This window comes from Bacillus cereus group sp. BfR-BA-01383, assembly GCF_022663495.1.
Taxonomy (GTDB): domain Bacteria; phylum Bacillota; class Bacilli; order Bacillales; family Bacillaceae_G; genus Bacillus_A; species Bacillus_A cereus_AU.
Genome location: NZ_JAKUFP010000018.1, coordinates 13,469 through 36,244, shown reverse-complemented (window position 1 = coordinate 36,244; position 22,776 = coordinate 13,469). Strand labels below are relative to the sequence as shown.

Here is a 22,776-nt window from a genome sequence, read left to right as displayed (position 1 = left end):
GAGAAATTCCTCATCTTTTTTAATCCATCCATTTCACTAATCTTTTAGAAATTAATAATAAAACACAACCTAAAACAATCGCGGCAGCGCCGATTACTGTAAATACTTCAGAATATCCAAGTGAAGTTGTAAAGCTCGCAAGTTGTCCGCCTAAAATGTTGGCGATACCTGAGCTTGCTAGCCATACTCCCATTAATAAAGAAGCAAGTTTTACTGGAGCAAGTGCACTAACCATTGATAGTCCAACAGGTGATAAGAATAGCTCACCTAAAGTATGGAAAAGATACGTAAAGACGATAAATAGTAGGTTTGCTTTTTCTGTAATGTTATGTTCATCACTACCTGTTTTTAACGTAGCGATAACGAGAATGATATAACCGATACCGAGTAGGATCATACCAAGTCCCATTTTTGTTGGGATTTTTAAGTCCCCATTTTTTCTAGTTGCAAGTTTTGCCCATAGTGCTGAAATGGCTGGAGCAAGTAAAATAATAAATAACGGATTGACCGATTGGAACCAAGAGGTTGGGACTTCCCATCCGAACACAGAGCGGTCTACAAATTTGTTTGTATATAATGTTAACGAACTACCAGCTTGTTCAAAGCCAGCCCAGAAGAAGACAACGAAACATGTTAAAATGACGATAACTGCGGTACGTTGTTTTTCTTTTTTTGTTAACGGTGTATTTCCTACTGTTTGTTGTCCATCTGTCGTTTGTAAATCGCGAGTTGGTTTTTTACCGATATCACCAAGGAAGCGATTAGATAGAGTTGTAAATAAAATTTGTCCAATAATCATTCCGATTGAAGCCGCTAAGAAACCGTAACGGAATCCGTAATGAACAACGCCATCTACTGTTGTTTTGAATAAATTTTCTGATAAAAATCCGCAAACGAGTGGAGCTAAAAATGAACCGACGTTAATACCCATATAGAAAATGGTAAATGCACTATCACGTTTTGGATCATGTTCTTCATATAATTCTCCAACAAGTGTAGAGATATTCGGTTTGAAGAATCCGTTACCGATAATAATAAGCGCTAATCCGAGGTATAGGCCGATTTGGTTCTGCATGGAAAATAGTGTAAGGTTACCGATTGCCATTGTTATACCACCAATTGTGATAGCCTTTCTTTTACCTAGGAAGCGGTCTGTTAAGTATCCACCAATTAACGGGGTGAAATAACAGGCTCCAGTATAAAATCCATAAATGGAGAGTGCCCATGCTGGACTAAACCCAAGACCACCGCTTACTAAAGCTGTCGTTAAATATAATGTTAATAATCCTCTTAATCCATAGTAACTAAATCTTTCCCACATTTCTGTAAAGAAGAGTAAGTATAAACCTGGAGGATGTTTCTTTTTTCTTTGTTGTTCTTTTTCTAGTTGTATCGCTGATTCCATGTAATTTTCCTCCTGACACAAACAAAAACAAAGTGAATAGTTTTGTATGTTTAATAGTTTACTTTATTAACTATTAAAAGTCAATAAAGGTCGATTTTTCAGAAGAAATTGGAAAAGGGGTATAGCTATAGAATGGGTGATTCTTTTGTGATAGACTATGGACTATGTTTTCTTTGTAAGGAAGCGGATTATCGCGTTTTTCCTATGTGTGGAATAGATTTCATGCGTGATGAAATTGAAGAAGGAGAAAGAAATGAAATTGTTACAGAAAAAAGAAATTTTACTTATTAGTCTTATGTTATTCTCTATGTTCTTTGGAGCAGGGAATCTTATATTTCCGCCTTTCCTTGGATATGAAGCAGGAGAACATGTATGGATTGCACTGTTAGGTTTTATTATATCAGCAACAGGACTTCCGATATTAGGTGTTATTGCTATTGCGAAAGCGGGAAGTTTTCAAACATTAGCGGGGAGAGTTCATCCTTCATTTGCAATTATTTTTCCGTGTATTGTGTACTTGTTTATCGGACCAGGTCTTGGTATACCACGTGCAGGAAGTTTAGCATTTGAAATGGGACCAGGCCAGTTATTCCCAGAAGCGGGAAGCGGAATATTACTATTTTACACGATTGTTTTCTTTAGCATCGTTTACTGGCTAAGCTTATCCCCATCTAAATTAATGGGCTTATTTGGGAAAATTTTAACGCCTTTATTATTATGTATGATTGCCATTATATTTATAAAAAGTATGTTTACATCAGTTGGTAGTGTGAAAGAAGCTGCTGGTAATTATGGACAAGCCCCGATGTTCCAGGGATTTTTAGATGGATACTTAACGATGGATGCGCTAGCGGCTTTAATCTTTGGTATTGTGATTGCCAATGCCCTGCGTGCAAAAGGTATTGAAGATGATAAAGGGTTAGCGAAATATATGAGTATTGCTGGTATTGGAGCAGGTCTTTTATTATCTATTATTTATGTCATCCTTGGATATGTTGGTTCAATTAGTGGTTCATTAGGTACGTTTGATAATGGCGCGAAAGTGTTATCACAAGTTATGACTACATTATTTGGACAAGGCGGAGTTGTTTTATTAGGTCTTATTTTTACTATCGCATGTTTATGTGTTTCAATCGGACTCGTTACATCTTGTAGTCAATTTTTCGCAAGTGCATTTCCGAAAGTATCTTATAAAATTTGGGCGTTTATATTAAGTTTTGCTAGTATGCTCTTAGCGAATTTAGGATTAACGCAAATTTTAAAAGTATCAGTACCGATCCTTGGATTTATTTATCCAGTTGCATTAACGCTTATTATTTTAGGGTTATTCCATCAGTATATTGGAAAGTATGTATACGTATATACAGTAACTGTTGGGGCTGTAGCGGTATTTAGTGCAATTGATATTTTTAATAAAAATGTAATGATGAATGAGTGGACGTCAGTATTGAAATACATTCCTTTTTATACAGAAGGTGTTGGGTGGATTGTTCCAGCTATTATAGGTGCTTGTATTGGTGTTATCATTAGTGTTGTTTTAAATAAGAAGAAATAAGTAAAAGGTGTTTTCCTATTTCGGAAAACACCTTTCTTTTTTTTGGAAAAATACTATTGAAAATGAATAGACTAAGAGTATGATAAAGATAATTGGTAATATATAGGTTTCGAATGGGTGATGAGGGGGGAGCGTATGAAGGAAGAGTTGAATAAGAAAATAGAAGCACTCGAAACTGCAATAGAAACGATTCAAGAAGCACTTTCTGAATTGAAAGCGAAACAAAGAGAAATAGAAGTAGAAAACGCTCAGCAACATGTTCGTAAGGAAAAGAAAGCGTATATTGAACCGATAGTGGATGAAAAATCACAAGAAAGTGTAGTTACAATTAAAGAGAACATGCAAGAAATTGAGGAAAAACAAGTAAATATATCTGCTTTTAAACCGGAACCATTCAATATTATTAAGTTTTGCCAAACGTGGTTGCCGCGCATATTTGTCGGTATTATGTTACTCGGGGTTATTTGGTTGTTTAAAGCAGGGGTAGATGCTGGTTTATTAACACCAGCGATACGAATTGTGTTTGGTATCGCCCTATCTATCGGTTTGTATTATATAGGGGATGTTCAAATTAAACGAGAGCGGCAAGCTTTAGGGCTAGTATTAGCTGGAGGGAGTATTACGGGTATTGTTTTAACGACGTTTGCGGCACATTATTTATATGGATTCATTCCAGCAAGTGTCGCATTTACCTGCAACATCGCATGGGTTATTTTAGGCATTTATTTAGCGAGAAGATATCAGTCGGAATATCTCATTATTTTCGTAGCGGTAGGAGCTTTCTTCGTGCCATTCTTGTTAAATAGTACGACTCCTAATTCTTACATTTTCTTTGGATATGAGACGATATTAACACTTAGTTTATTATGGTATGCGTTGAAAAATCATTATAAGTATTTATATATGATTTCTTATGCTGTTGCTGCGATTGTCCTTTTTGTTTTCTTTGCGGTTATGTCGATGTTAGTAGAGAATTTGCAAATACAATTAACGTTTGTTTATGGCTTGATTCATTTACTATTATTTTGGCATATGTTTACGGAGAGAAGTTTTATATTAGAACCACGCTTGGCGATATTTAGTGCGAATGCCGTTTTCTTTATATTAACCATTGCAAAAATTCCAGAATTCACAACATGGGGATTAATCATTAGTGCACTCGTGCATGCTATTATGTTCGTATTTGAATATAGGAAGAATAGACACTCTACATTTACAAATCTGTTATTTGGTTTCGCAATGGGAGCATTTAGTTTAGCCATTTTATATGAATACAGTTTAGTGAATGCAGCGATCGTATTATTGTTGCAAGGTTTCCTCGGCATGATGACTACTATTAAAGTAAAACAACAGATAAAATTGTATGTGAGTGCAACGATTTACGCGATTGGAATGATACAGACGATTTTTAGCCCATTTGATCAATTCCTCTCATCTGGATTTGTTGCTCACCTTATTTTAATAGGTACATTTTATTCCTGCATGAAACAAGCGAAAGATGTGTTAATGAGCTTTGGAAAATATGTTTATTCTATAGCACTCTATTCGTTTATGGTCATTGTATTCGTTGCAATTACGAGAGTCGGTGAAGTTCTTTCTACAGATGGAAGTATAATAAGCGTACCTGTATCGTTATTATGGATGGTATATGCATTATTTGCAGTTTGGCTTGGAAGAAATAGAAACATGAATGAAATATTGTATGCTGGTTTAGTCGTGTTAGTCGTAACGATAGGGAAGCTATTCCTTCTAGACTTACCAGAAGTATCAATGATGATCAGGGCAGTGTTATTCTTAATAGTAGGTAGTATAGGTATCGTTATTTCAAGGATGTTTTTCTCAAAAGAAGAGAAGTGAAAAGAAGGCAATCCATATGCGGATTGCCTTTTTCATTATTTCTTGTTAATCGTTACAGCCTCATTATATTTCGCTGTTGTATTTTGGCGTAGACGAAGCGTTGCTTGTCCAGTTGTATTTTGATTGATTTGCACATTTGCAATTTTTTCAGCAGAGCCTAAGCTGTTTGTTGTGAAAGAGAATACATTGCTATATCCGAAAGTAGATGGCCAAGTACCGTTTGCATTTTGAACTTTTGCTACTTGTGTACCGCCAGTAGTGAATATACCTAAAGAGTAGTTATTGTATGTTGTGTTTGGTAATAAGTTATTTACTTGAATCTTTATTTGGAACACTTCATTGTTTGGTAGAATGCTAGGGTGTGTAATTACATAATCGTTTGCTGTTACCGCACCGTTATAACCGTATGATCCTGGTTTAAAAGTATTTGTATTAAACCATTGATAACCTGCGTTTGGTGCACTCCAAGGCTCTGGTTGTGGTTCTGTTGATAAACTTGGTTGTTCGAATGTTTGTAGAGCTGTAGGTGCATCAAGCTGTAAACCGTTGACTTGGTCTAAGCTTGTAAATGTTTCTTTCTTCGATAGCCAATTTACGATGTTTTCTAGCAAAATAGCATCGTTTTCTTCTTTATATCCATCATAAGTTTTCTTTGTTTGGCCAGAATCTTCACGAACGTATTTTGGCGATACATCTTCAACAGGAGAAGAATCCCCAATAAATGCAGCTTTTCCAATTCCTACTTTTGCAATTGCAGCATAAGGACCTTCTGCAACACCGCCGCCGTTATAAACACCACTATCAACAGCGTTATTCCATTTTGACGGGTTTTCTGGAAGGTAAACAAGCCCTTTTGCTAGTTTTGGATTTGTAATAGCTAGAGTAGAACCAGCATGCATTGCTACAGATGATACGCCTTCTGTAATTCCGAATGATTGTTCAGGTGACACAATGTTTTTAGCCGAAACATCACCAATTGCATTATAGCGGAAACGAATACCGAAATTATCGGATAGCCAATCAGAGCTTTCGACTCCTTGCATAGCCTGTGAATTTACTTCGTCACTAGACATGCCTTTTGCTGGATTCTCCCATGCACCGCGTCTATATCCATTGAATACCTCTGAGGAGTCCCAACGGTTTTTATTGCGATCTGCATTATAATGATCGGCAATGAAGAAGATACTGCCGCCAGTTTTTACGTATTGTAACATTGCGTCTTGTTCAGATTTTTTATAAGGAATATTTGCTTCTGGAACGATAAATACATTGTAATCTTTTAAATCTTCGTATGTAATAGGTGTTGATTTACGAAGTTCTTTTACATAATATCCGTTCTGGGCAATGCCGTTTCCGAAATCAGAAAAGCCGCCATCAATAACCCAGTCAGCCGTCCCTGCTGTTTGACCGTGCGTATTATCAAATAATACTTTCTTCCCGTTGTTTTGATTTACAACTTTTGCAGCAATCTCAGGAGATGGGTCTACGGAGTTTTCGGCATAAGTAGACGGAATGTACGAACTTCCTATACTAAGTGTAATTGCTGCTGCTAAAGAAAATGTAATCCATTTTTTATTCTTCATAGAAGAATCCCCCTAATAATAAATATATGTGCTTTAATAATGTAATCTATTTTTTTTAGGAAAGAAAGACAGAAAATATTAAATAGTGTAAAGATAACGTTAATTTAATTGAGAAATATTTATGTGAATAATGAAAAAATCTCTTCCCGGTAAATAGGAAGAGATCACAGGTTTAACTTATTTTTGAATTAGGTGTTTCATCACTCTTATGAAACCCTTTCATGTAATATACGATCGCTAAGCCGATAAGCCAAACTGGGCCAACAATCAATGCGATTCGTGTATCTTCCGAATAGGCCATTATACCTAATACTAATACAAGGAAAGCGAGTGAGAAATATGAACTTAATGGATGTAAAGGCATTTTATATGTTAGCTTGTCCTTTTTATCAGTTTGCAATCCTTTACGGAATTTAATTTGAGCGACTAAAATAACGCCCCAAGTCCAAATTGCCCCGAAAGTGGAAATGCTAGTAAGCCATGTAAATACTTTTGCAGGAACAAGATAGTTTAATATAACACCAACGAGTAAAACGATTGCAGTTGCTATAATTCCTTGACTTGGAATTCCGTTTTTATTTAAACGACCAAATCTTTCAGGAGCTTTCTTTTGTTGTGCCAAAGTAAATAGCATACGGCCTGTACTAAATAAACCACCGTTACAAGAAGAAAGTGCAGCTGTTAATACAACAAAGTTAATAATTCCAGCAGCCTTTGCGATACCGATTTGCTCGAATGTTAATACGAATGGGCTTCCTTTCTCACCAAGTTCGTTCCATGGATAAATTGCCATCATGACGAATAATGCCCCGACGTAGAAGATTAATATTCTCCAAAATACGTTATCAATCGCTTTTGCGAGTGTTTTCTTTGGATTTTGAGCTTCACCAGCTGTAACACCGATTAGTTCAACCCCTAAATAAGCGAATAACACCATCTGTAAAGAGAGCAGTAACCCAGAAAATCCATTTGGGAACCAGCCGCCATGTGACCAAAGATTTGAAATACCAGTAGCGATTCCGCCATTTCCGAATCCGAATAAAATAATTCCAGCTCCAACAACTATCATACAGATAATTGTGACAATTTTAATGAGAGCAAACCAAAACTCAAGTTCTCCAAATACTTTTACGGATAAGAAGTTGAAAGCGCTCATTAATAATAGAGCTAAGAGTGCCCAAGTCCAGCGTGGAATATCTGGGAACCAGTACTGCATATAAATCCCTGCTGCCGTAATTTCAGCCATACAAGTAACAACCCATAAGAACCAATAGTTCCAACCGGTAATATAGCCAGCTAGTGGTCCAATATAATCATTTGCATATTTACTAAAAGAACCAGCAACAGGCTGTTCAATTGCCATTTCTCCAAGTGCTCGCATAATGAAAAAAATAACGAGTCCGGCGATCATATAGCCTAGCAAAATAGAAGGGCCAGCTAGTTTAATAGCAGAAGCGGATCCTAAAAATAGGCCAACGCCAATAGCTGAACCAAGTGACATTAAAGTAATATGTCGTTCTTTTAAACCACGGTTTAAAGTTCCAGATTTGTTTGAGTGCTGCATAAGAAGAATCCCCCTTGTAGAATGACCGATATTTGAATGTTTGCGCTAAATATTTAACTATTTCAAATTATAAAACATTTCTATCTGTTATGCTACAAAAATAATCATAAAGAACTGTACTACATCTGAACTTGTCAGACTTAAACTTAAAATTCTCACTATTAGAGAATATATTGACTCTTCTTTTTATTGATTGTTAAGATTAAGTATTATATTTTCTCACATACTAGTAAGAAAAGAATATGTAATAATAATTCAGATGTAGGAAGGGTACATAAGCATGTTTCAATTACAAAAATATAACACTTCTGTGAAGCAAGAGCTTTTAGCTGGCATCACAACTTTTTTTACATTTGCGTATATTCTTGTCATCAATCCGAAAATATTATCTGATGCAGGTGTACCATTTGATCAAGCTTTTACGGCAACTATTATTGCGACAGTTATTGGGACGCTATGTATGTCGTTTTTAGCTAACTATCCAATCGTTATTGCTCCAGCTATGGGAATGAATGCATATTTTGCTTATTCTGTTGTTCAACAGGCAGAGGGGATTACATATGTCATTGCGTTTTCAGCAGTATTTGTAACAGGTATCATTTTTCTTTTATTATCTTTCACTTCATTTAGGCAAAAGCTAATTGTTGCAATTCCTGATAGTTTAAAGCATGCAATTGCAGGTGGAATTGGACTATTTATTGCGTTCATTGGATTACGCCTTTCTGGAATTATCGTGGATCATCCATCAAATTTAGTTACGATTGGTGATTTTCATTCTCCAGCCGTTATATTAACTTTAATTGGTTTAATTTTAGCGGCGGTATTAATGACATTACGTGTGAGTGGTGCATTATTTATTAGTATGCTTGTGACAGGAGTTATCGCCTTCTTTACAGGGCAACTGAAGTTTGCAGATAAAATTGTTGCGATGCCTCATTTACCAGAAGGAATTATCGTTTCAAATCCAATCAATGCATTTTCAGATGTAGTTGAATACGGATTATATGGTGTTGTATTTTCATTTTTACTTGTGCTTTTATTTGATACGACAGGTGCATTACTTGGTTTAATTAAACAAGCAGGTTTAATTACAGATAATACGGAGAAGCGTTTTGGTAAAGCATTTATCGCAGATGCGATTGGCGGAACGACAGGTTCTATCTTTGGAACAAGCCCAACAGCAGCGACGATTGAATCGTCAGCGGGTATTGCTGCAGGTGGTAAAACTGGATTAACAGGTATTGTGGTTGTTGGACTAACAATTATAACGGCATTTTTCAGTCCTGTTATCGCGTCTTTATCAAGTGTAGCTGCTATTACAGCTCCTTCATTAATTATTGTAGGTAGTTTAATGGCGCAAAGTATACGTGATATTAATTGGAATGAGTTTGAAGATGCATTACCAGCATTTTTAATTTTTATAGGTATTCCATTAACGTCTAGTATTGCAAATGGAATTGCAATTGGATTTTTAGTATATCCAATCTTGAAAATTGTGAAGGGTAAAGGGAAGGAAGTACATCCGTTACTATACTTATTTACATTTTTATTTGGATGTCATTTATTCTTATAATATAGAGATGGAAGAGGAGCTTCTTATGAGGGGTTCCTTTTTTGTGTATAATAAAGTGAAACTAAAACCCTTTACGCAAAATATAAATTACTTAATGGAATATATATGTTACAATAAAGGCAGAGGAGGAACATGAATGGCTGTAAGTAAAATAAAAGTCGCGCGTGTTCAGTTAGATTTAACACAGCAACAATTAGCAGAAAAAGTAGGCATTACAAGGCAAACGATTAGTTTAATTGAGAAGGGGAAATACAATCCGTCTTTAGATTTATGTTTGAAAATTTGTTATGCGGTAGATAAAACATTGGATGATTTATTTTGGGAGGAACAGGAGTGATAGGGTGAAAATCGTGAAAGATGAAAGTTTAATGATCGAGGGGTTAAAATATATTAGATTGGCTTTCATCTTACAAAATATCGTCATACTGGGTATTGTTTTTTATCGTTACGTTTTACAAGGTGCGGGCTATGAAAGTGTGTCTGACCTATTAATGGTATTTATGGGCGGGATTGTAGTCATTAACTTTTTTAATTTAAAAAATTCGGTGGAAGTGTATGAGCATACAGGAGGGGTATCCCGTCGTTATTTCATGAAGTTATTATTAATTCCTGTTGCATTTGTTATTGGTATGTTAGCTATTTGTATCATTGCAACACCTGATATTTCGATAAAGGAAATTAGTATAACAGGACTTATTATGTTTGCTTGCTTTTTAATTCCTAGCTTGTTTGCATACATATATATGAAAAAGATAAAAAGTGAAGATTGAACTATAAGAAAAGCTTTCCCCAATATGGGAAAGCTTTTCTTATAGTTCTTTATACATTACTTTATGTAGTCCAAGGTTATCAATTTCAAAGATTTCACCATGCTCCAGGAATCCGAGTAGCTTGTAATAGTTGGTTACTGTAATTCGGCCGTTACACCATAAAATGTTTGCGTTACGCTCTTGCAAGATTTGTTCGGCTTTATGGATTAAGGAGCTTCCAGCGCGTTGATTTCGGAATGTAGGTGATGTTGCCATTCCTCGTAGGCGATAATGGATACCGTTTGGTAAGTCGGGGTATATTTCTTGTGAGAAGGAAGCGATACTAACGAGTGCATCGTTTAGAAATCCACCTAAGTGGAAGGAGTCTGTTTCGTAGTCGGAAGGGTATTTACAGTCTTCTAAGGGCTGATTGGGACGCAAAATCGTTTGACGAAATAAATATGTTTCAGATGCATCAATATGTTTTATGGTAATCATCGTATCATCCTTTCTTACAGTCCATTTTCTACAAGTTGTAAAAAGAAATATGCAGGTGCAGCTAAAAGTCCAAGTATGCTAGCGGTTCCAAGAATGAGTGAAAGTAAGAGGCAAGAGTATTTGACTCCATTTGACTTTTTCCAGCCATAGCTACAAATTTCAATACTAATACCGATAAGAATAATGGCGACGAGTACTTCTGCTAATAATAAAAGAGCTAAAGTTGCAATAGACATTGTGATTCATCCCCATAATATGTGATAGTAACATTTTACCATATAGAATGCAAAAAATGCCCCTCAATTATGTGAGGGGCATTTTTCTATTCTAATATGCTTTTCAGTGTATCGATATGTTCTTTTGAACCTGTTACAAGTAATATATCACCGTGTTGTAGCTTCGTATCACCATGTGGTATTAATGCTTTATTCCCACGATAAATTTGAATGACGAGTACATCACCTAAAAACGGAAGGCGACGAAGTGCAACACCGTTATATTTATTGCTACGCAGTTCAACTTCACGTACTGTTTCGTTCGCTGTTGTAATTAAGCGAACGAGACTTGGCTTATCAATAAGGGCACGTAATAAAATACGTGTAGAGTTAATTGTCGAGAATACCGCAATATGTTCTTGCGTTGCTTTTTCTTGTAGAAGGGGATCTTCTACGCTTGCGATGACATGTTCAACACCTAACTCTTTTGCATGTTCTGCTAATAATAAGTTTTGTTCATCATCGCTTGTTGCAACAACAACGCGATCTACATCAAATGCTGTTTGTTCAGTTAAGGATTCAATTGTAATTTCATCAAGTTTAACGATAGGGAAGTCATGAGATTTCACTTCCTCATCATCTAGTTTATTTTGGCGTATCATATATAGTGTTACGTCATAATCTTCGCGTTTTAAATCAAGTGATAACGGAAGGGTAATTCTGCTTGCTCCAATAATAGATACTTTCGGTTTTGGTGTTTCCACTTTTGGGAACATCTTTTTAAATAATATAGGTGCAAAAATACAAGTAATAACTGCGCTTAAAATAAGAGATGCTGATAAACTTGGACTAATGATTTCTAGTTTTTCACCGATTTGTGCAGCTGCAATAACTAAAGAAAGTGTCGATGTTAATAAAATGGCACTTCCGAGTACGATATTGCGTGGGTACCATTTTCGTAAGACAAGTGATGGCAACAGTTTTGAAATAAAGAGTCCCACAATTAAAATTGGAATCATTAGCATACTAGAAGGCTCTTTAAAAATAGACCATACTTCTAGATTTACACCAACCATTACGAAGAAAATAGGGATGAAGAAACCATATCCGATGGAATCAAGTTTTTCAACCATATCTTCATTTGGTGATAATAAAGATACGAGTACACCTGCTAAAAAGGCTCCCAAAATGTTTTCTGCACCAACTGATTCAGATAATCCAACTAATATTAAGATGAGTGCGAAAACAGCTCGTGTATCAATTTGTACACTACCGGCTTTTAAGCTTTCTAGGTATGGAATATTTTTAAAGCGTCTTGCGACAAAGTAAATGACAATACCAGCACCGAATAGAAGAAGTAGAAGCCACATGCTTTGACCACTTTCGGAATTTAATCCGACGAAAACAGCGAGTAAAATCATTGTAACTAAGTCTGCAATAACAGCGACTAATAAAATGATTTGTCCGATTGCCGTTTTTCCTAAGTTATTTTCTTTTAATGTTGGTACGACAACACCTAAAGAAATAGTTGAAATAATTAAAGTCATGAACATTGCATTGTCTACGAATCCTAGCCATACGAATAATAATGATAAGGCATAAGATAAGATGAAAATAAATAAGAAAATAATGCTTGCTGCTTGGAATGTGTTTGGTTCGTTTGTCGTATTCTTTTTCCCTTTTTGCTTAAAGATCGAAAAGTCAATTTCTAAACCACTTAAGAACATTAGGAAGATAAATCCTAGTGTCGATAAGACTTGAAGCCACATATCTGGCTCAATGATGTTAAATCCACTTTTACCTACAAAGATTCCTGCGATAATTTCTGCAACAACGACAGGAAGTGCTTTTAATTTAAAGCGTTGTAACAAAAGGGGAACGAAAAACGCGATTGCAACGACAACCATAAGTGATAGAACAGAAGTGTGATGTTCCATTGCGTTCTCTCCCTTCAAATAAATATAGTCCTTATTTAGCCATATAATAGGAAGAAAAGCAACGCATATGGATTCGATTTCATAAAGAAAGACTTTTCTTAACATTTGTCATAATAAGTATATTTTACATAATTTTGTTGTTAATTCCGTAATGTAGATGTAATAGGGGAGGGAATAGAAAAAGACTACTGAGGAATCTCAGCAGTCTTTTTCATGTACATTACATTGAGAAGAAGATCCATACAGTTAAACCAACTGTTGCAGTTGCAACGAAGAAACTGTATATCATTGTAAGGATTTGAACTCTTCCTTCTCCTTCTTTTAAATGCATGAACATAATTAATTGTAACAACGCTTGCGCAACAGCCATTATGATAATAGTTGTTAAGATCGTTGAAAGTGGCAGGCTTGTGTAAAGTGCCACGTATAACGCTAGAAACGTTAGTGCCAGCGATAAAATAAATCCGAAAACGTGTGACCAAGGGAATCCGCTATGCGCATGCCCGTTTGCTTGATTGTTATTTTGAGCCATCTACGCCACCATCCCGTTCAAGTAAACTAGTGTGTAAATAAAGACCCAAACAAGATCAAGGAAATGCCAGTATAAGCTGATAATAAATACTTTACGAGCTGTAACTGGTGTTAAACCTCGTTTTAAAATTTGGATGATAACACAAGTTGCCCAGATGATACCACCTGTTACGTGGGCACCGTGCGTTCCAAGAAGAACGAAGAATCCAGATAAGAAAGCACTTGTCTGAATTGTTGCGCCTTCACCAATGTACATAATGAATTCTTCGATCTCGAAGAATAGGAAACCTGCACCTAAAAGTAATGTAAAGATGAACCATCCAAGCATTGCTTTTTGGTTGTGCTTACGCATTTCGTGAATTGCGATACCACATGTGAAACTACTTGTTAAAAGTAGTAGTGTTTGAATTAAAAGTGTTTTAACTTCAAACAGCTGCGCTGGTGTTGGGCCATCTGCCGTACGACCAGCAAGGACTAGATAAGAGGCGAAAAGTGTTGCGAACAGCATAATTTCAGCCCCAAGAAAAATCCAGAATCCTAGGATATTCAATCTGCTTTGTTCGGATTGATATTCCAAAGGTAAGCTTTTATCTAAAGCCGCCATGTCATTTCACCTCTCATGCTATATGTTCTGTTTCTTTAATTTCATCAACACTGATATAGTAACCTTCATCGTAATCGAATGAACGATAGATTAAGCAACCTAAAATACCAACGCCGCCGATTGCTGCAATCCAGAACCAGCTAAATACTAATGCAAAACCTGCAAGACCGAAGAATGCAGACATAATAATAGGCACACCAGAGTTACTTGGCATGTGAATTGGTTTTAATTCCTCTGCAGCTGGTGTAACTGTTTCTCCACGTTTCTTCATGAACCAGAAAGCATCAGCTTCTTTAATTTCAGGAAGTTTCGCGAAGTTGTAATGTTGTACAGGAGAGTGAGTAGCCCATTCAAGTGTACGGCCATCCCAAGGATCTCCAGTTGTGTCACGTTCACCGTGACGTGCACTCCAAATTACGTTGTAACAAAGAAGTACGAATCCGATACCCATCATTACTGCGCCGACAGATGCGATTTGGTTCAACCAACCCCATCCAAGACTTTCAGAGTAAGTGTACATACGACGAGTCATACCATCTAGACCTAGGAAGTACATTGGGAAGAAACAGATGTTAAATCCGCTCATAAAGATCCAGAATGTCCATTTACCAAGGCGTTCATTTAGCATATGACCTGTCATTTTTGGATACCAGAATGTGAATCCAGCAAGCATAGCGAATACTGTACCTGCGATTAATACGTAGTGGAAGTGAGCGACTAGGAAGTAGCTGTTATGATATTGATAATCAGCTGCTGCCATTCCAAGCATAACCCCTGTAACTCCACCAACTACGAAGTTTGGAATAAATGCCAATGACCAAAGCATTGGAACTGTAAAACGAATACGTCCTTTATACAGTGTAAACAACCAGTTAAAGATCTTAACTCCGGTTGGAATCGAAATCGCCATTGTCGAAATCGAGAAGAACGAGTTAACCGCTGGACCTGCACCCATTGTGAAGAAGTGATGAAGCCATACGACGAAACTCAGTAAAGAAATTGCAACCATTGAGTATACCATCGCACTGTAACCGAATAGACGTTTACGTGAGAATGTACTAATGATTTCAGAGAAAATACCGAATGCCGGTAAAATAACGATATACACTTCAGGGTGACCCCATACCCAGAATAGGTTGGCCCATAACATTGGCATACCGCCGCTCGCCATCGTAAAGAAGTGAGCATCGAATAGACGGTCAAATGTCATTAATGCAAGAGCAACTGTTAATACTGGGAAAGCGAAAATAATGATAACAGTTGTAATTAAGATTGACCAAGTAAACATTGGCATTCTCATTAATGTCATACCAGGTGTACGCATTTTTAAGATCGTAACTAGGAAGTTAATACCTGTCATTAACGTACCGAGACCGGATATCTGTAATGCAATTGCATAGAAGTTATTTCCTACACCAGGAGTAAATTCTGTACCCGCCATTGGGAAGTAAGAAGTCCACCCAGCGTCTGGAGAACCACCGATAACGAAAGCGATGTTGAATAACATTGCTCCGATAAAGAATAACCAGAAACTTAAAGCATTTAAGAATGGATATGCAACGTCACGAGCACCAATTTGTAATGGTACTACAAGGTTCATTAATCCCATAACGAATGGCATTGCCATGAAAAGAATCATAACTGTACCATGTGTTGTAAAGATTCCGTTATAGTGTTCAGCGTTTAAATATGTTGTATCTGGGAATGTTAATTGTGCACGGATCATTAAACCATCCATACCACCACGGAATAACATTATAACGGCAGATATAATATACATGGCCCCTATTTTTTTATGGTCAACAGTTGTTAACCATTCATCCCAAAGCCATCTCCATTTTTTGTACTTTGTTAGTACGAAAAGAATCGCTAATGTCACAAGAACGATAGATGCGTCAGCGCCGTAAATAATCGGGTCACCTGTGACAAAAAATTCATCAAGCTTCAATGTTTTCACTCCAATCTGTTGGAATAATAGCTATTATTTTTTGTTTTTATAGTAGTTGTAATCACAATATTCAAGTGATTTTGGATCTACATAACTTAAGTGATGACTAGAGAATGTCATACGACCAACTACACCAGGTTTAACAATTTCGTTGTACTTATCTTCTGTTAGTTTAGGAGCAGTTTCTTGTACTTCTTTTACCCACTTGTCATACTTGTCTTTTGTTTTTGCTTCAACTTCGAATTCCATGTGAGTAAATCCTTCACCTGAGAAGTTCGAGCTACGCCCTAGGTAAGAGCCTGGTTTGTCAGCTTGTAAATATAAGTCCATAATCATGCCATCCATTGTATACTTCATACCACCAAGTTCTGGTACCCAGAAAGCATTCATTGGACCTACAGAAGTCAGTTTAAATTGAATTGGTACACCAGCTGGGATGTTTAAATAGTTAACGGTTTCAATTTTTTCCTCCGGGTAACTAAATAACCATTTCCAGTTTGCAGATGTAACATAAATTTCAACTGGTTTAATATGTTTGGACTCTTTCGGAACCTCTTCCGAAGCATAAGTTGCTTTTACTGTTGGAATCGATAATGCGATAACGATAATAACAGGAACAAGCGTCCAAATAATTTCTAATAATGTGTTACCGTGTTGATCAGGTGGCTCATAGTCCATATTCTCTGGTTTTTCACGATAACGAACCAAGATGACTGTAAACAGGATGAATACGATTGCGATAATTAATGACATAAGCACGAATGACCAAACAATTAAATCATATTGTGCTTTTGCAACAGGTCCTTGCGGATTTAATACTGCGAGTTTCTTATCACAGCCACCGAGGAACAGAAGTAATGATAACGGAAGAAGCGAAGCCAGCTTCCAAAACGTTTTCTTTAGTTGCACGATTGAAAATCTCCTTTCTCCTTGGATTGAAACTATGCCAATAAAACAATATAAACCTATTAATTTATAGAAGGCAATAGTTTTTGTGATATTGTTAAAAAATAGACACAAATGCACACTTTTTAAGGTGAATATCATTTGTAACTTGATTACATTGTAAACTATTTTCCAGAGAAAAACGTGATTGTGAAAATTTTAAGATAAATAAAGTTATACCAAGATATCCAAGAAATAGAAAAAAGCTATCTTATTATAAGGAAGATAGCTGAATATTTTGTATATTTAGTTTATTTCTTCGGTTATAGTTCGTTGCTGTTCAAATGTGACAACTTTTTTATATTTAACTTGGTATAAAATGTAACAAATAATCATAAATGGAATTCCGCAATAAAGAGCGATTCTCTGATCTGGAATAAAAGCTAAACTAATAAATGTAATGAAATTGAGTGAGAACGCTACGATTGGAACTAGTGGATAAAGTGGTGTGCGATATTTTAAATCATTTATGTCGCCACCATTTTTCACGAAGTTTCTACGGAAGAAAAACTGTGAAGCTGCGATTGACATCCAAACGACAACGGCAGCCATTGCTGCAATAGATGTTAAAACTAAAAAGACAGTATCTGCCGCAAATACACTTGTTAATAAAGAAAGACTTGCAAAGATCAGACTGAAAATTAATGCATTCAGCGGTACACCTTTTTTAGTTAATTTCGTAAAAGCTGGACTTGCCATTCCTTGTTTTGCCATCGCCCAAAGCATACGAGAATTTGCGTATAGACCAGAGTTAGCTACGGATAATACAGCTGTAATAATAACAAAGTTCATAATGTCTGCTGCATATGGAACACCAGCCACATCAAATACAAGTACAAATGGACTTTCGACTAGATTAGCCTCTTGCCACGGAAGCAAACCTACAACAACTGATATTGCTAGGACGAAGAAGAATAGAGTTCGCCAAATTGTGTTTTTGATTGCTTTTGGAATTGTTTTTTCAGGGTTTTCACTTTCTCCTGAAGCGATTCCGATTAATTCTGTTCCTTGGAAGGAGTAATTTACTGTAATCATCGTAAGAAGAACAGCTAATGCACCGTTTGGAAATAGCCCGCCATTTTCAGTGAAATTGTGAAGCATCGGAGCTGGTTTTCCGTTAAAGTCTAGTAGACCGAACATAACCGCACCACCGAGTACGATGAAAATAACAATTGTTGCGACTTTTACACTTGCGAACCAAAATTCCGTTTCCGCATATGCTTTTGCTGATAAAGCGTTCACAAGGAAGAGTGCTGCTGCAAATGTAACACACCAGATCCACGAAGAAACGTCTGGAAACCAGCGTTTCATTAAAATACTTACAGTTGTTAACTCTACTCCAACTGTAACAGCCCAATTTAACCAATACATCCAACCGACAACAAATCCAAAACCAGGTGAAATAAATTTGCTTGCATAGCTCTGGAATGAACCTGCTTCTGGCATAGCAACAGATAATTCACCAAGGCATAACATCGTTAAATACATAACAAATCCACCAACTAAAAATGCAAGAATAGCACCACCAGGTCCAGCGTTATGGACGATTTGACCAGAGCCCATAAATAGCCCAGTTCCGATAACTCCACCAAGTGCAATCATAAATAGGTGTCTACTTTTCATTGTGCGTTTTAAATCTGTTTGTTCTACTTGTTGATTCATATGCCTCACCCCGTTATTTTCTTGTATGTGTTAACTGGTTTTTATTCTAAGTTTTTAATCATTAGTGGGGGATGTGACACATACTCAGTTTATTTGTTATGAAATGAATGGAGTATGTAAAAACGAACTATGACTAAATACTCTAAGAATGTTTATTAACAAGGTGATATCTTCACTATGTTAATAATTTTGATTTTAGCAAAATATTTCAAAAAAGTATATTGTTTTTTCTTTTTATTAAAAATAATTAGAATTTTATAACGATATAAGTGTGAACAATAATTCATAGAATCTTTCTAGCAAACTAGTAAGAAGAAAGGTACAATGATAAGAGTTGTGTCTATAAAATAATAATTAATGGAGTTTTGTTTATAATGAAAAAGCTAAAATATCTTTTTGTTTTTGGAATTATACTAGCTGCTGCGTTTTTTATAGGGAAAGATAAAATTATACAAAAGGCGCAAGTGCTACGCTTAGAATTTCTATCTGAAATGAAAGAAGCGGCTATGATTGAAGATGTTCCATTTATAAAACAATTACCAGAATTACCTCGTGGATGTGAAGTGACAAGTTTAGCTATGTTGCTGCAATATAAAGGTGTACAAGTAGATAAGATGCAACTTGCTAGCGAAATTCATCGTGTTCCATTTGAACAAAATGGTTTGCGTGGAAATCCTTATGAGGGATTCGTTGGAAATATTTATACGAAAGCTGAACCAGGATATGGTGTATACAATAAACCAATCTTTAATTTAGCAGAAAAATATGTTCCTGAAAAAGTAATTAATTTAACAGATAGAGACGTGAAAGATCTATATAAGGTAATTAGTTCTGGCTCTCCAGTATGGGTTATTATTAATACAACGTTTAAGCCGCTAGCTGAAAGTAGTTTTGAAACATGGAATACAAGTTCTGGTGAAGTGAAAATTACATATTTTGAGCATAGTGTAGTAGTGGTTGGATACGATCAAAACTTTGTATATGTAAATGATCCTCTAAAAAACAATCCGCGTTTCGCTGTTCCGCGAGCAGAGTTTGAGAAAGCGTGGGAGCAAATGGGGAAACAAGCAATTACTATATTATAAAAGTGAAAAGTCATCTTGTGATGGCTTTTTATTTTTATGATCATATTATTGAAAATTCAGAAGATTCTTTTAAAAAATGACAATTCACGCTATAATAGCATTTAACTTGGTGAAGAAGGAGAGAAGAAAAATGGATGTTGCAAAGGAACTTATTTTGTCAAAGAATCAGTTGGTTGAGTGGAGAAGGCATTTTCATAAGTATCCAGAGTTATCTTTTCAAGAAGAAAAAACATCTCAATTTGTATTCGATATACTTCGAAATATCCCGCACTTAGAAGTTTCAAGGCCTACTAAATATAGTGTAATGGCAAAGTTAACCGGTAAGAAACCTGGTAAAACAATTGCGGTTCGAGCTGATATGGACGCTCTTCCTATTCATGAAGAAAATGATTTTGATTTTATTTCTACATATTCAGGTGTGATGCATGCGTGTGGTCACGATGGGCATATGGCGATATTACTTGGGGTCGTACATAAGTTAGTAGAAGAAAGAGAAAAAGTTAAAGGAGAAATTCGCTTTTTATTTCAGCATGCAGAAGAAAATTTCCCTGGCGGTGCTGAGGAGATGGTTGCGGCAGGTGTAATGGAAGGTGTGGATTATATTATTGGTGCTCATCTTTGGGCCTCATTAGAAGTTGGAAAAATAGGTGTAATTTATGGTCCTGCGATGGCAGCACCGGATGTTTTTAAAATTACAATAGAAGGAAAAGGTGGACATGCTGGAATCCCTCATGAAACAGTTGATAGTATTGCAATCGGTACACAAGTTGTTTCACATATTCAGCAAATTGTATCTCGCCTCACGAATCCGTTAGATTCTCTCGTCGTGTCTGTTACGCAATTTCATGCTGGGACAACCCATAATGTGATTCCAGAACAAGCAGAGATTGAAGGGACAGTGCGGAGTTTAAGACATGAGTTGCGAGAAGAAACAGAAGAAAAGATTGAACGGATTGTAAAGTGTATTACGGAAGCGTATGGAGCGAAATATACATTCTCTTATGAATATGGATATCGACCAGTTGTAAATGATTATGAGGTTACAGAGCTGATTGAACAGACGGCATTACAGCTTTATGGAAGAGACCGGGTTGTTCGTTTACAGCCAACGATGGCTGGAGAAGATTTTTCAGCATTTTTACAAAAGGCACCGGGGACATTCTTTTTTATCGGAGCGGGAAATAAGGCGAAAGGTATTGTATATCCTCATCACCATCCTCGTTTTACGATTGACGAAGATGCATTACCGATTGGAGTGGAAATCTTTGTATCATCCATTATGAATTTCATAAATAAAGGAGAATAAGATGAAGAAAATACACGTGCTAGCACTGATTCCAGTTCTTTGTTTAGTAGTTGGACCAGTATTTGCAAATTCGGTCACTCCTTACGTACTTGGGATGCCTTTTTTATTATTTTGGGTATTATTATCGGTACTCATTACGTCTCTTTGTATGGGAATTGTATACGTATTCGATCCTGCTAATAAGGGGGGTGCATGATGACGGCATTACTTATCATTATTTTATTTTTATTTCTTGCACTATTTTTAGGAATTCGAGCACAACATGGAAAAGATATGAATTTAGAGCAATGGTCAGTTGGAGGAAGAGGATTTGGAACGATTTTCGTTTTTCTTCTTATGGCAGGCGAAATTTATACGACATTTACATTTTTAGGAGGAAGTGGCTGGGCGTATAGCAAAGGAGCTCCTACTTTTTATATTTTAGGGTATGGTGCATTAGCTTATATTTTATCGTATTTCTTATTGCCGCCAGTTTGGAAATATGCAAAAGAACATAACCTTGTTTCGCAGCCAGATTTTTTTGCGAAGAAATATAAAAGTAAAGCGCTTGGACTGATTGTTTCAATTGTAGGTGTTGTTTCCATCATCCCATATCTTGTTTTACAGTTAAAGGGATTAGGGATCATCGTTTCGGAAGCTTCCTATGGAAGAGTATCGCCTGTTATTGCAGTTTGGATTGGAGCTATTGTTATAACTATATATGTAATGGTTTCAGGTATACATGGTTCGGCTTGGACAGCTGCTTTGAAGGATATTATGATACTATTTATTGTTATGTTTTTAGGTATATATTTACCGTATCATTATTACGGAGGATTGCAGCCGATGTTCGAAGCTGTAGAAGCTGCAAAACCAGGATTTTTATCTTTACCTGACGAAGGAATGAGTATTTCTTGGTTTGTTTCTACTATTATATTAACGGCTCTCGGTTTCTATATGTGGCCTCATACATTTGCTTCTGCTTTCTCTGCAAAAAATGAAAAAGTATTTCGGAAAAATGCGGCGATCATGCCACTGTATTCTTTAGTTTTACTTTTCGTATTCTTTGCAGGATTTGCTGCTATATTGCAAGTTCCAGGGTTAAAGGGAGCGGATGTAGATCTTTCATTATTTCGCCTTGCTTTACAAACCTTTGATCCTTGGTTTATTGGAATTATTGGAAGTGCAGGGGTATTAACAGCATTAGTTCCAGCATCCATGCTTGTTATGGCTGCTTCGACATTGTTAGCAAAAAATATTTACCGAACGATGGCTCCATCTGCTTCAGATAGACAAGTGGCTAAAGCGGCAAAATTATTTGTGCCTGTAGTAACGCTTGTAGCCGTTTTGTTTACCTTCAAAGGAGGAGAAACGATAGGTGCGCTTCTTTTAATGGGGTACAGTATCGTTACGCAGCTTTTCCCTGCGCTTGTATGTAGTTTGTTTCCTCGTCAAATGATTACGAAGCAAGGAGCGATTGCAGGAATGGGGGTTGGTTTGTTAGTTGTCGCATACATCACTTTAACAGGTTCTACTTTAGCTACAATGTTTCCGAGTTTCCCGCAGTATATAAAAGATTTGAATGTAGGTATAGTCGCATTGTTAATTAATATGATTGTGATGTTTGTAGTTAGTGGATTCACGAAAAGTGTATCTATAAAGGCAGACAATATAATAGTAGAAAAGTAATCCGAGTGTTGGAGCTATCTTTGAAAAGAGATAGCTCTTTTTTTGTATATATTTCCTTCTATTAGCGGAATCTAACTAAAAACTTGTTGAA

Annotated in this window: 21 protein-coding genes; 10 read left to right on the top strand and 11 right to left on the bottom strand. The window is 36.3% G+C overall.

Features of this window, described 5'->3' with window-relative positions; genetic code table 11:
- Window positions 1-19 precede the first annotated feature (19 nt).
- Window positions 20-1,405 (bottom strand): peptide MFS transporter, encoded by a 1,386-nt coding sequence (locus MR065_RS16870; protein ID WP_242214472.1) that lies wholly within the window; start codon window positions 1,403-1,405, stop codon window positions 20-22.
- Window positions 1,406-1,537: 132 nt separating this feature from the next.
- Here MR065_RS16870 and MR065_RS16865 point away from each other — a divergent pair, with 132 nt between their 5' ends.
- The 3 genes from MR065_RS16865 to MR065_RS16855 all read left to right on the top strand — a co-directional run bounded on the left by MR065_RS16865 (window position 1,538) and on the right by MR065_RS16855 (window position 4,817).
- A complete protein-coding gene (locus MR065_RS16865) occupies window positions 1,538-1,696 on the top strand; it encodes a hypothetical protein (RefSeq protein WP_170952783.1) in 159 nt (52 codons plus the stop codon).
- Window positions 1,659-2,960 carry a branched-chain amino acid transport system II carrier protein BrnQ1 gene (brnQ1, locus tag MR065_RS16860; protein ID WP_242214471.1) on the top strand — a complete coding sequence of 434 codons (1,302 nt, stop codon included), beginning with the start codon at window positions 1,659-1,661 and terminating at the stop codon, window positions 2,958-2,960. Before MR065_RS16865 ends, brnQ1 begins: the two co-directional genes overlap by 38 nt.
- 135 nt (window positions 2,961-3,095) lie before the next feature.
- Complete coding sequence (locus MR065_RS16855; protein ID WP_242214470.1) at window positions 3,096-4,817, top strand: DUF2339 domain-containing protein; 1,722 nt, start codon at window positions 3,096-3,098, stop codon at window positions 4,815-4,817.
- A 35-nt stretch (window positions 4,818-4,852) separates the two neighbouring features.
- On the opposite strand, the gene MR065_RS16850 is transcribed toward MR065_RS16855, so the two are convergent.
- Window positions 4,853-6,400: a DNA-binding protein gene (locus MR065_RS16850; RefSeq protein WP_242214469.1), complete on the bottom strand. Its 1,548-nt coding sequence runs from the start codon at window positions 6,398-6,400 to the stop codon at window positions 4,853-4,855.
- 172 nt (window positions 6,401-6,572) lie between these two features.
- Window positions 6,573-7,964: an amino acid permease gene (locus MR065_RS16845; RefSeq protein WP_097905251.1), complete on the bottom strand. Its 1,392-nt coding sequence runs from the start codon at window positions 7,962-7,964 to the stop codon at window positions 6,573-6,575.
- Window positions 7,965-8,244: 280 nt separating this feature from the next.
- On the opposite strand from MR065_RS16845, the gene MR065_RS16840 reads away from it, so the two are divergent.
- From MR065_RS16840 to MR065_RS16830, 3 genes are all read left to right on the top strand, one after another.
- Complete coding sequence (locus tag MR065_RS16840) at window positions 8,245-9,537, top strand: NCS2 family permease (RefSeq protein WP_242214468.1); 1,293 nt, start codon at window positions 8,245-8,247, stop codon at window positions 9,535-9,537.
- 136 nt (window positions 9,538-9,673) lie between these two features.
- Window positions 9,674-9,874, top strand: a complete 201-nt coding sequence (locus tag MR065_RS16835) for a helix-turn-helix transcriptional regulator (protein ID WP_242214467.1) — start codon at window positions 9,674-9,676, stop codon at window positions 9,872-9,874.
- 4 nt (window positions 9,875-9,878) lie between these two features.
- Window positions 9,879-10,307 carry a hypothetical protein gene (locus tag MR065_RS16830; protein ID WP_242214466.1) on the top strand — a complete coding sequence of 143 codons (429 nt, stop codon included), beginning with the start codon at window positions 9,879-9,881 and terminating at the stop codon, window positions 10,305-10,307.
- Between the two features lie 39 nt (window positions 10,308-10,346).
- On the opposite strand, the gene MR065_RS16825 is transcribed toward MR065_RS16830, so the two are convergent.
- The 8 genes from MR065_RS16825 to MR065_RS16790 all read right to left on the bottom strand — a co-directional run bounded on the left by MR065_RS16825 (window position 10,347) and on the right by MR065_RS16790 (window position 18,626).
- On the bottom strand, window positions 10,347-10,784 hold the full coding sequence (locus tag MR065_RS16825) for a GNAT family N-acetyltransferase (RefSeq protein WP_242214465.1): 438 nt from the start codon (window positions 10,782-10,784) through the stop codon (window positions 10,347-10,349).
- Window positions 10,785-10,798: 14 nt separating this feature from the next.
- Window positions 10,799-11,020, bottom strand: a complete 222-nt coding sequence (locus MR065_RS16820; protein ID WP_097905247.1) for a DUF4022 family protein — start codon at window positions 11,018-11,020, stop codon at window positions 10,799-10,801.
- Between the two features lie 86 nt (window positions 11,021-11,106).
- The gene (locus MR065_RS16815) at window positions 11,107-12,936 is read right to left on the bottom strand and encodes a monovalent cation:proton antiporter family protein (RefSeq protein WP_098269191.1); all 1,830 of its coding nucleotides are present in this window, start codon (window positions 12,934-12,936) and stop codon (window positions 11,107-11,109) included.
- Between the two features lie 220 nt (window positions 12,937-13,156).
- Window positions 13,157-13,468, bottom strand: coding sequence for a cytochrome aa3 quinol oxidase subunit IV (qoxD, locus tag MR065_RS16810; RefSeq protein ID WP_002174911.1), 312 nt, complete (start codon window positions 13,466-13,468; stop codon window positions 13,157-13,159).
- Entirely contained in the window at window positions 13,469-14,071 is a 603-nt protein-coding gene (gene qoxC, locus MR065_RS16805) for a cytochrome aa3 quinol oxidase subunit III (RefSeq protein WP_000729319.1), read from the bottom strand.
- 13 nt (window positions 14,072-14,084) lie between these two features.
- Window positions 14,085-16,019, bottom strand: a complete 1,935-nt coding sequence (gene qoxB / locus MR065_RS16800; protein WP_141436478.1) for a cytochrome aa3 quinol oxidase subunit I — start codon at window positions 16,017-16,019, stop codon at window positions 14,085-14,087.
- 33 nt (window positions 16,020-16,052) lie between these two features.
- On the bottom strand, window positions 16,053-16,928 hold the full coding sequence (locus MR065_RS16795; protein ID WP_242214464.1) for a cytochrome aa3 quinol oxidase subunit II: 876 nt from the start codon (window positions 16,926-16,928) through the stop codon (window positions 16,053-16,055).
- Window positions 16,929-17,210: 282 nt separating this feature from the next.
- Window positions 17,211-18,626: an amino acid permease gene (locus tag MR065_RS16790; RefSeq protein WP_242214463.1), complete on the bottom strand. Its 1,416-nt coding sequence runs from the start codon at window positions 18,624-18,626 to the stop codon at window positions 17,211-17,213.
- Between the two features lie 374 nt (window positions 18,627-19,000).
- Here MR065_RS16790 and MR065_RS16785 point away from each other — a divergent pair, with 374 nt between their 5' ends.
- From MR065_RS16785 to MR065_RS16770, 4 genes are all read left to right on the top strand, one after another.
- On the top strand, window positions 19,001-19,711 hold the full coding sequence (locus tag MR065_RS16785; RefSeq protein WP_242214462.1) for a C39 family peptidase: 711 nt from the start codon (window positions 19,001-19,003) through the stop codon (window positions 19,709-19,711).
- A 130-nt stretch (window positions 19,712-19,841) separates the two neighbouring features.
- Window positions 19,842-21,017, top strand: a complete 1,176-nt coding sequence (locus MR065_RS16780) for an amidohydrolase (RefSeq protein ID WP_242214461.1) — start codon at window positions 19,842-19,844, stop codon at window positions 21,015-21,017.
- Window position 21,018: 1 nt separating this feature from the next.
- Window positions 21,019-21,213: a DUF3311 domain-containing protein gene (locus MR065_RS16775; RefSeq protein ID WP_242214460.1), complete on the top strand. Its 195-nt coding sequence runs from the start codon at window positions 21,019-21,021 to the stop codon at window positions 21,211-21,213.
- Window positions 21,213-22,685, top strand: a complete 1,473-nt coding sequence (locus tag MR065_RS16770) for a sodium:solute symporter family protein (protein WP_242214459.1) — start codon at window positions 21,213-21,215, stop codon at window positions 22,683-22,685. The genes MR065_RS16775 and MR065_RS16770 overlap by 1 nt, the downstream gene beginning before the upstream one ends.
- Window positions 22,686-22,776: the final 91 nt, after the last annotated feature.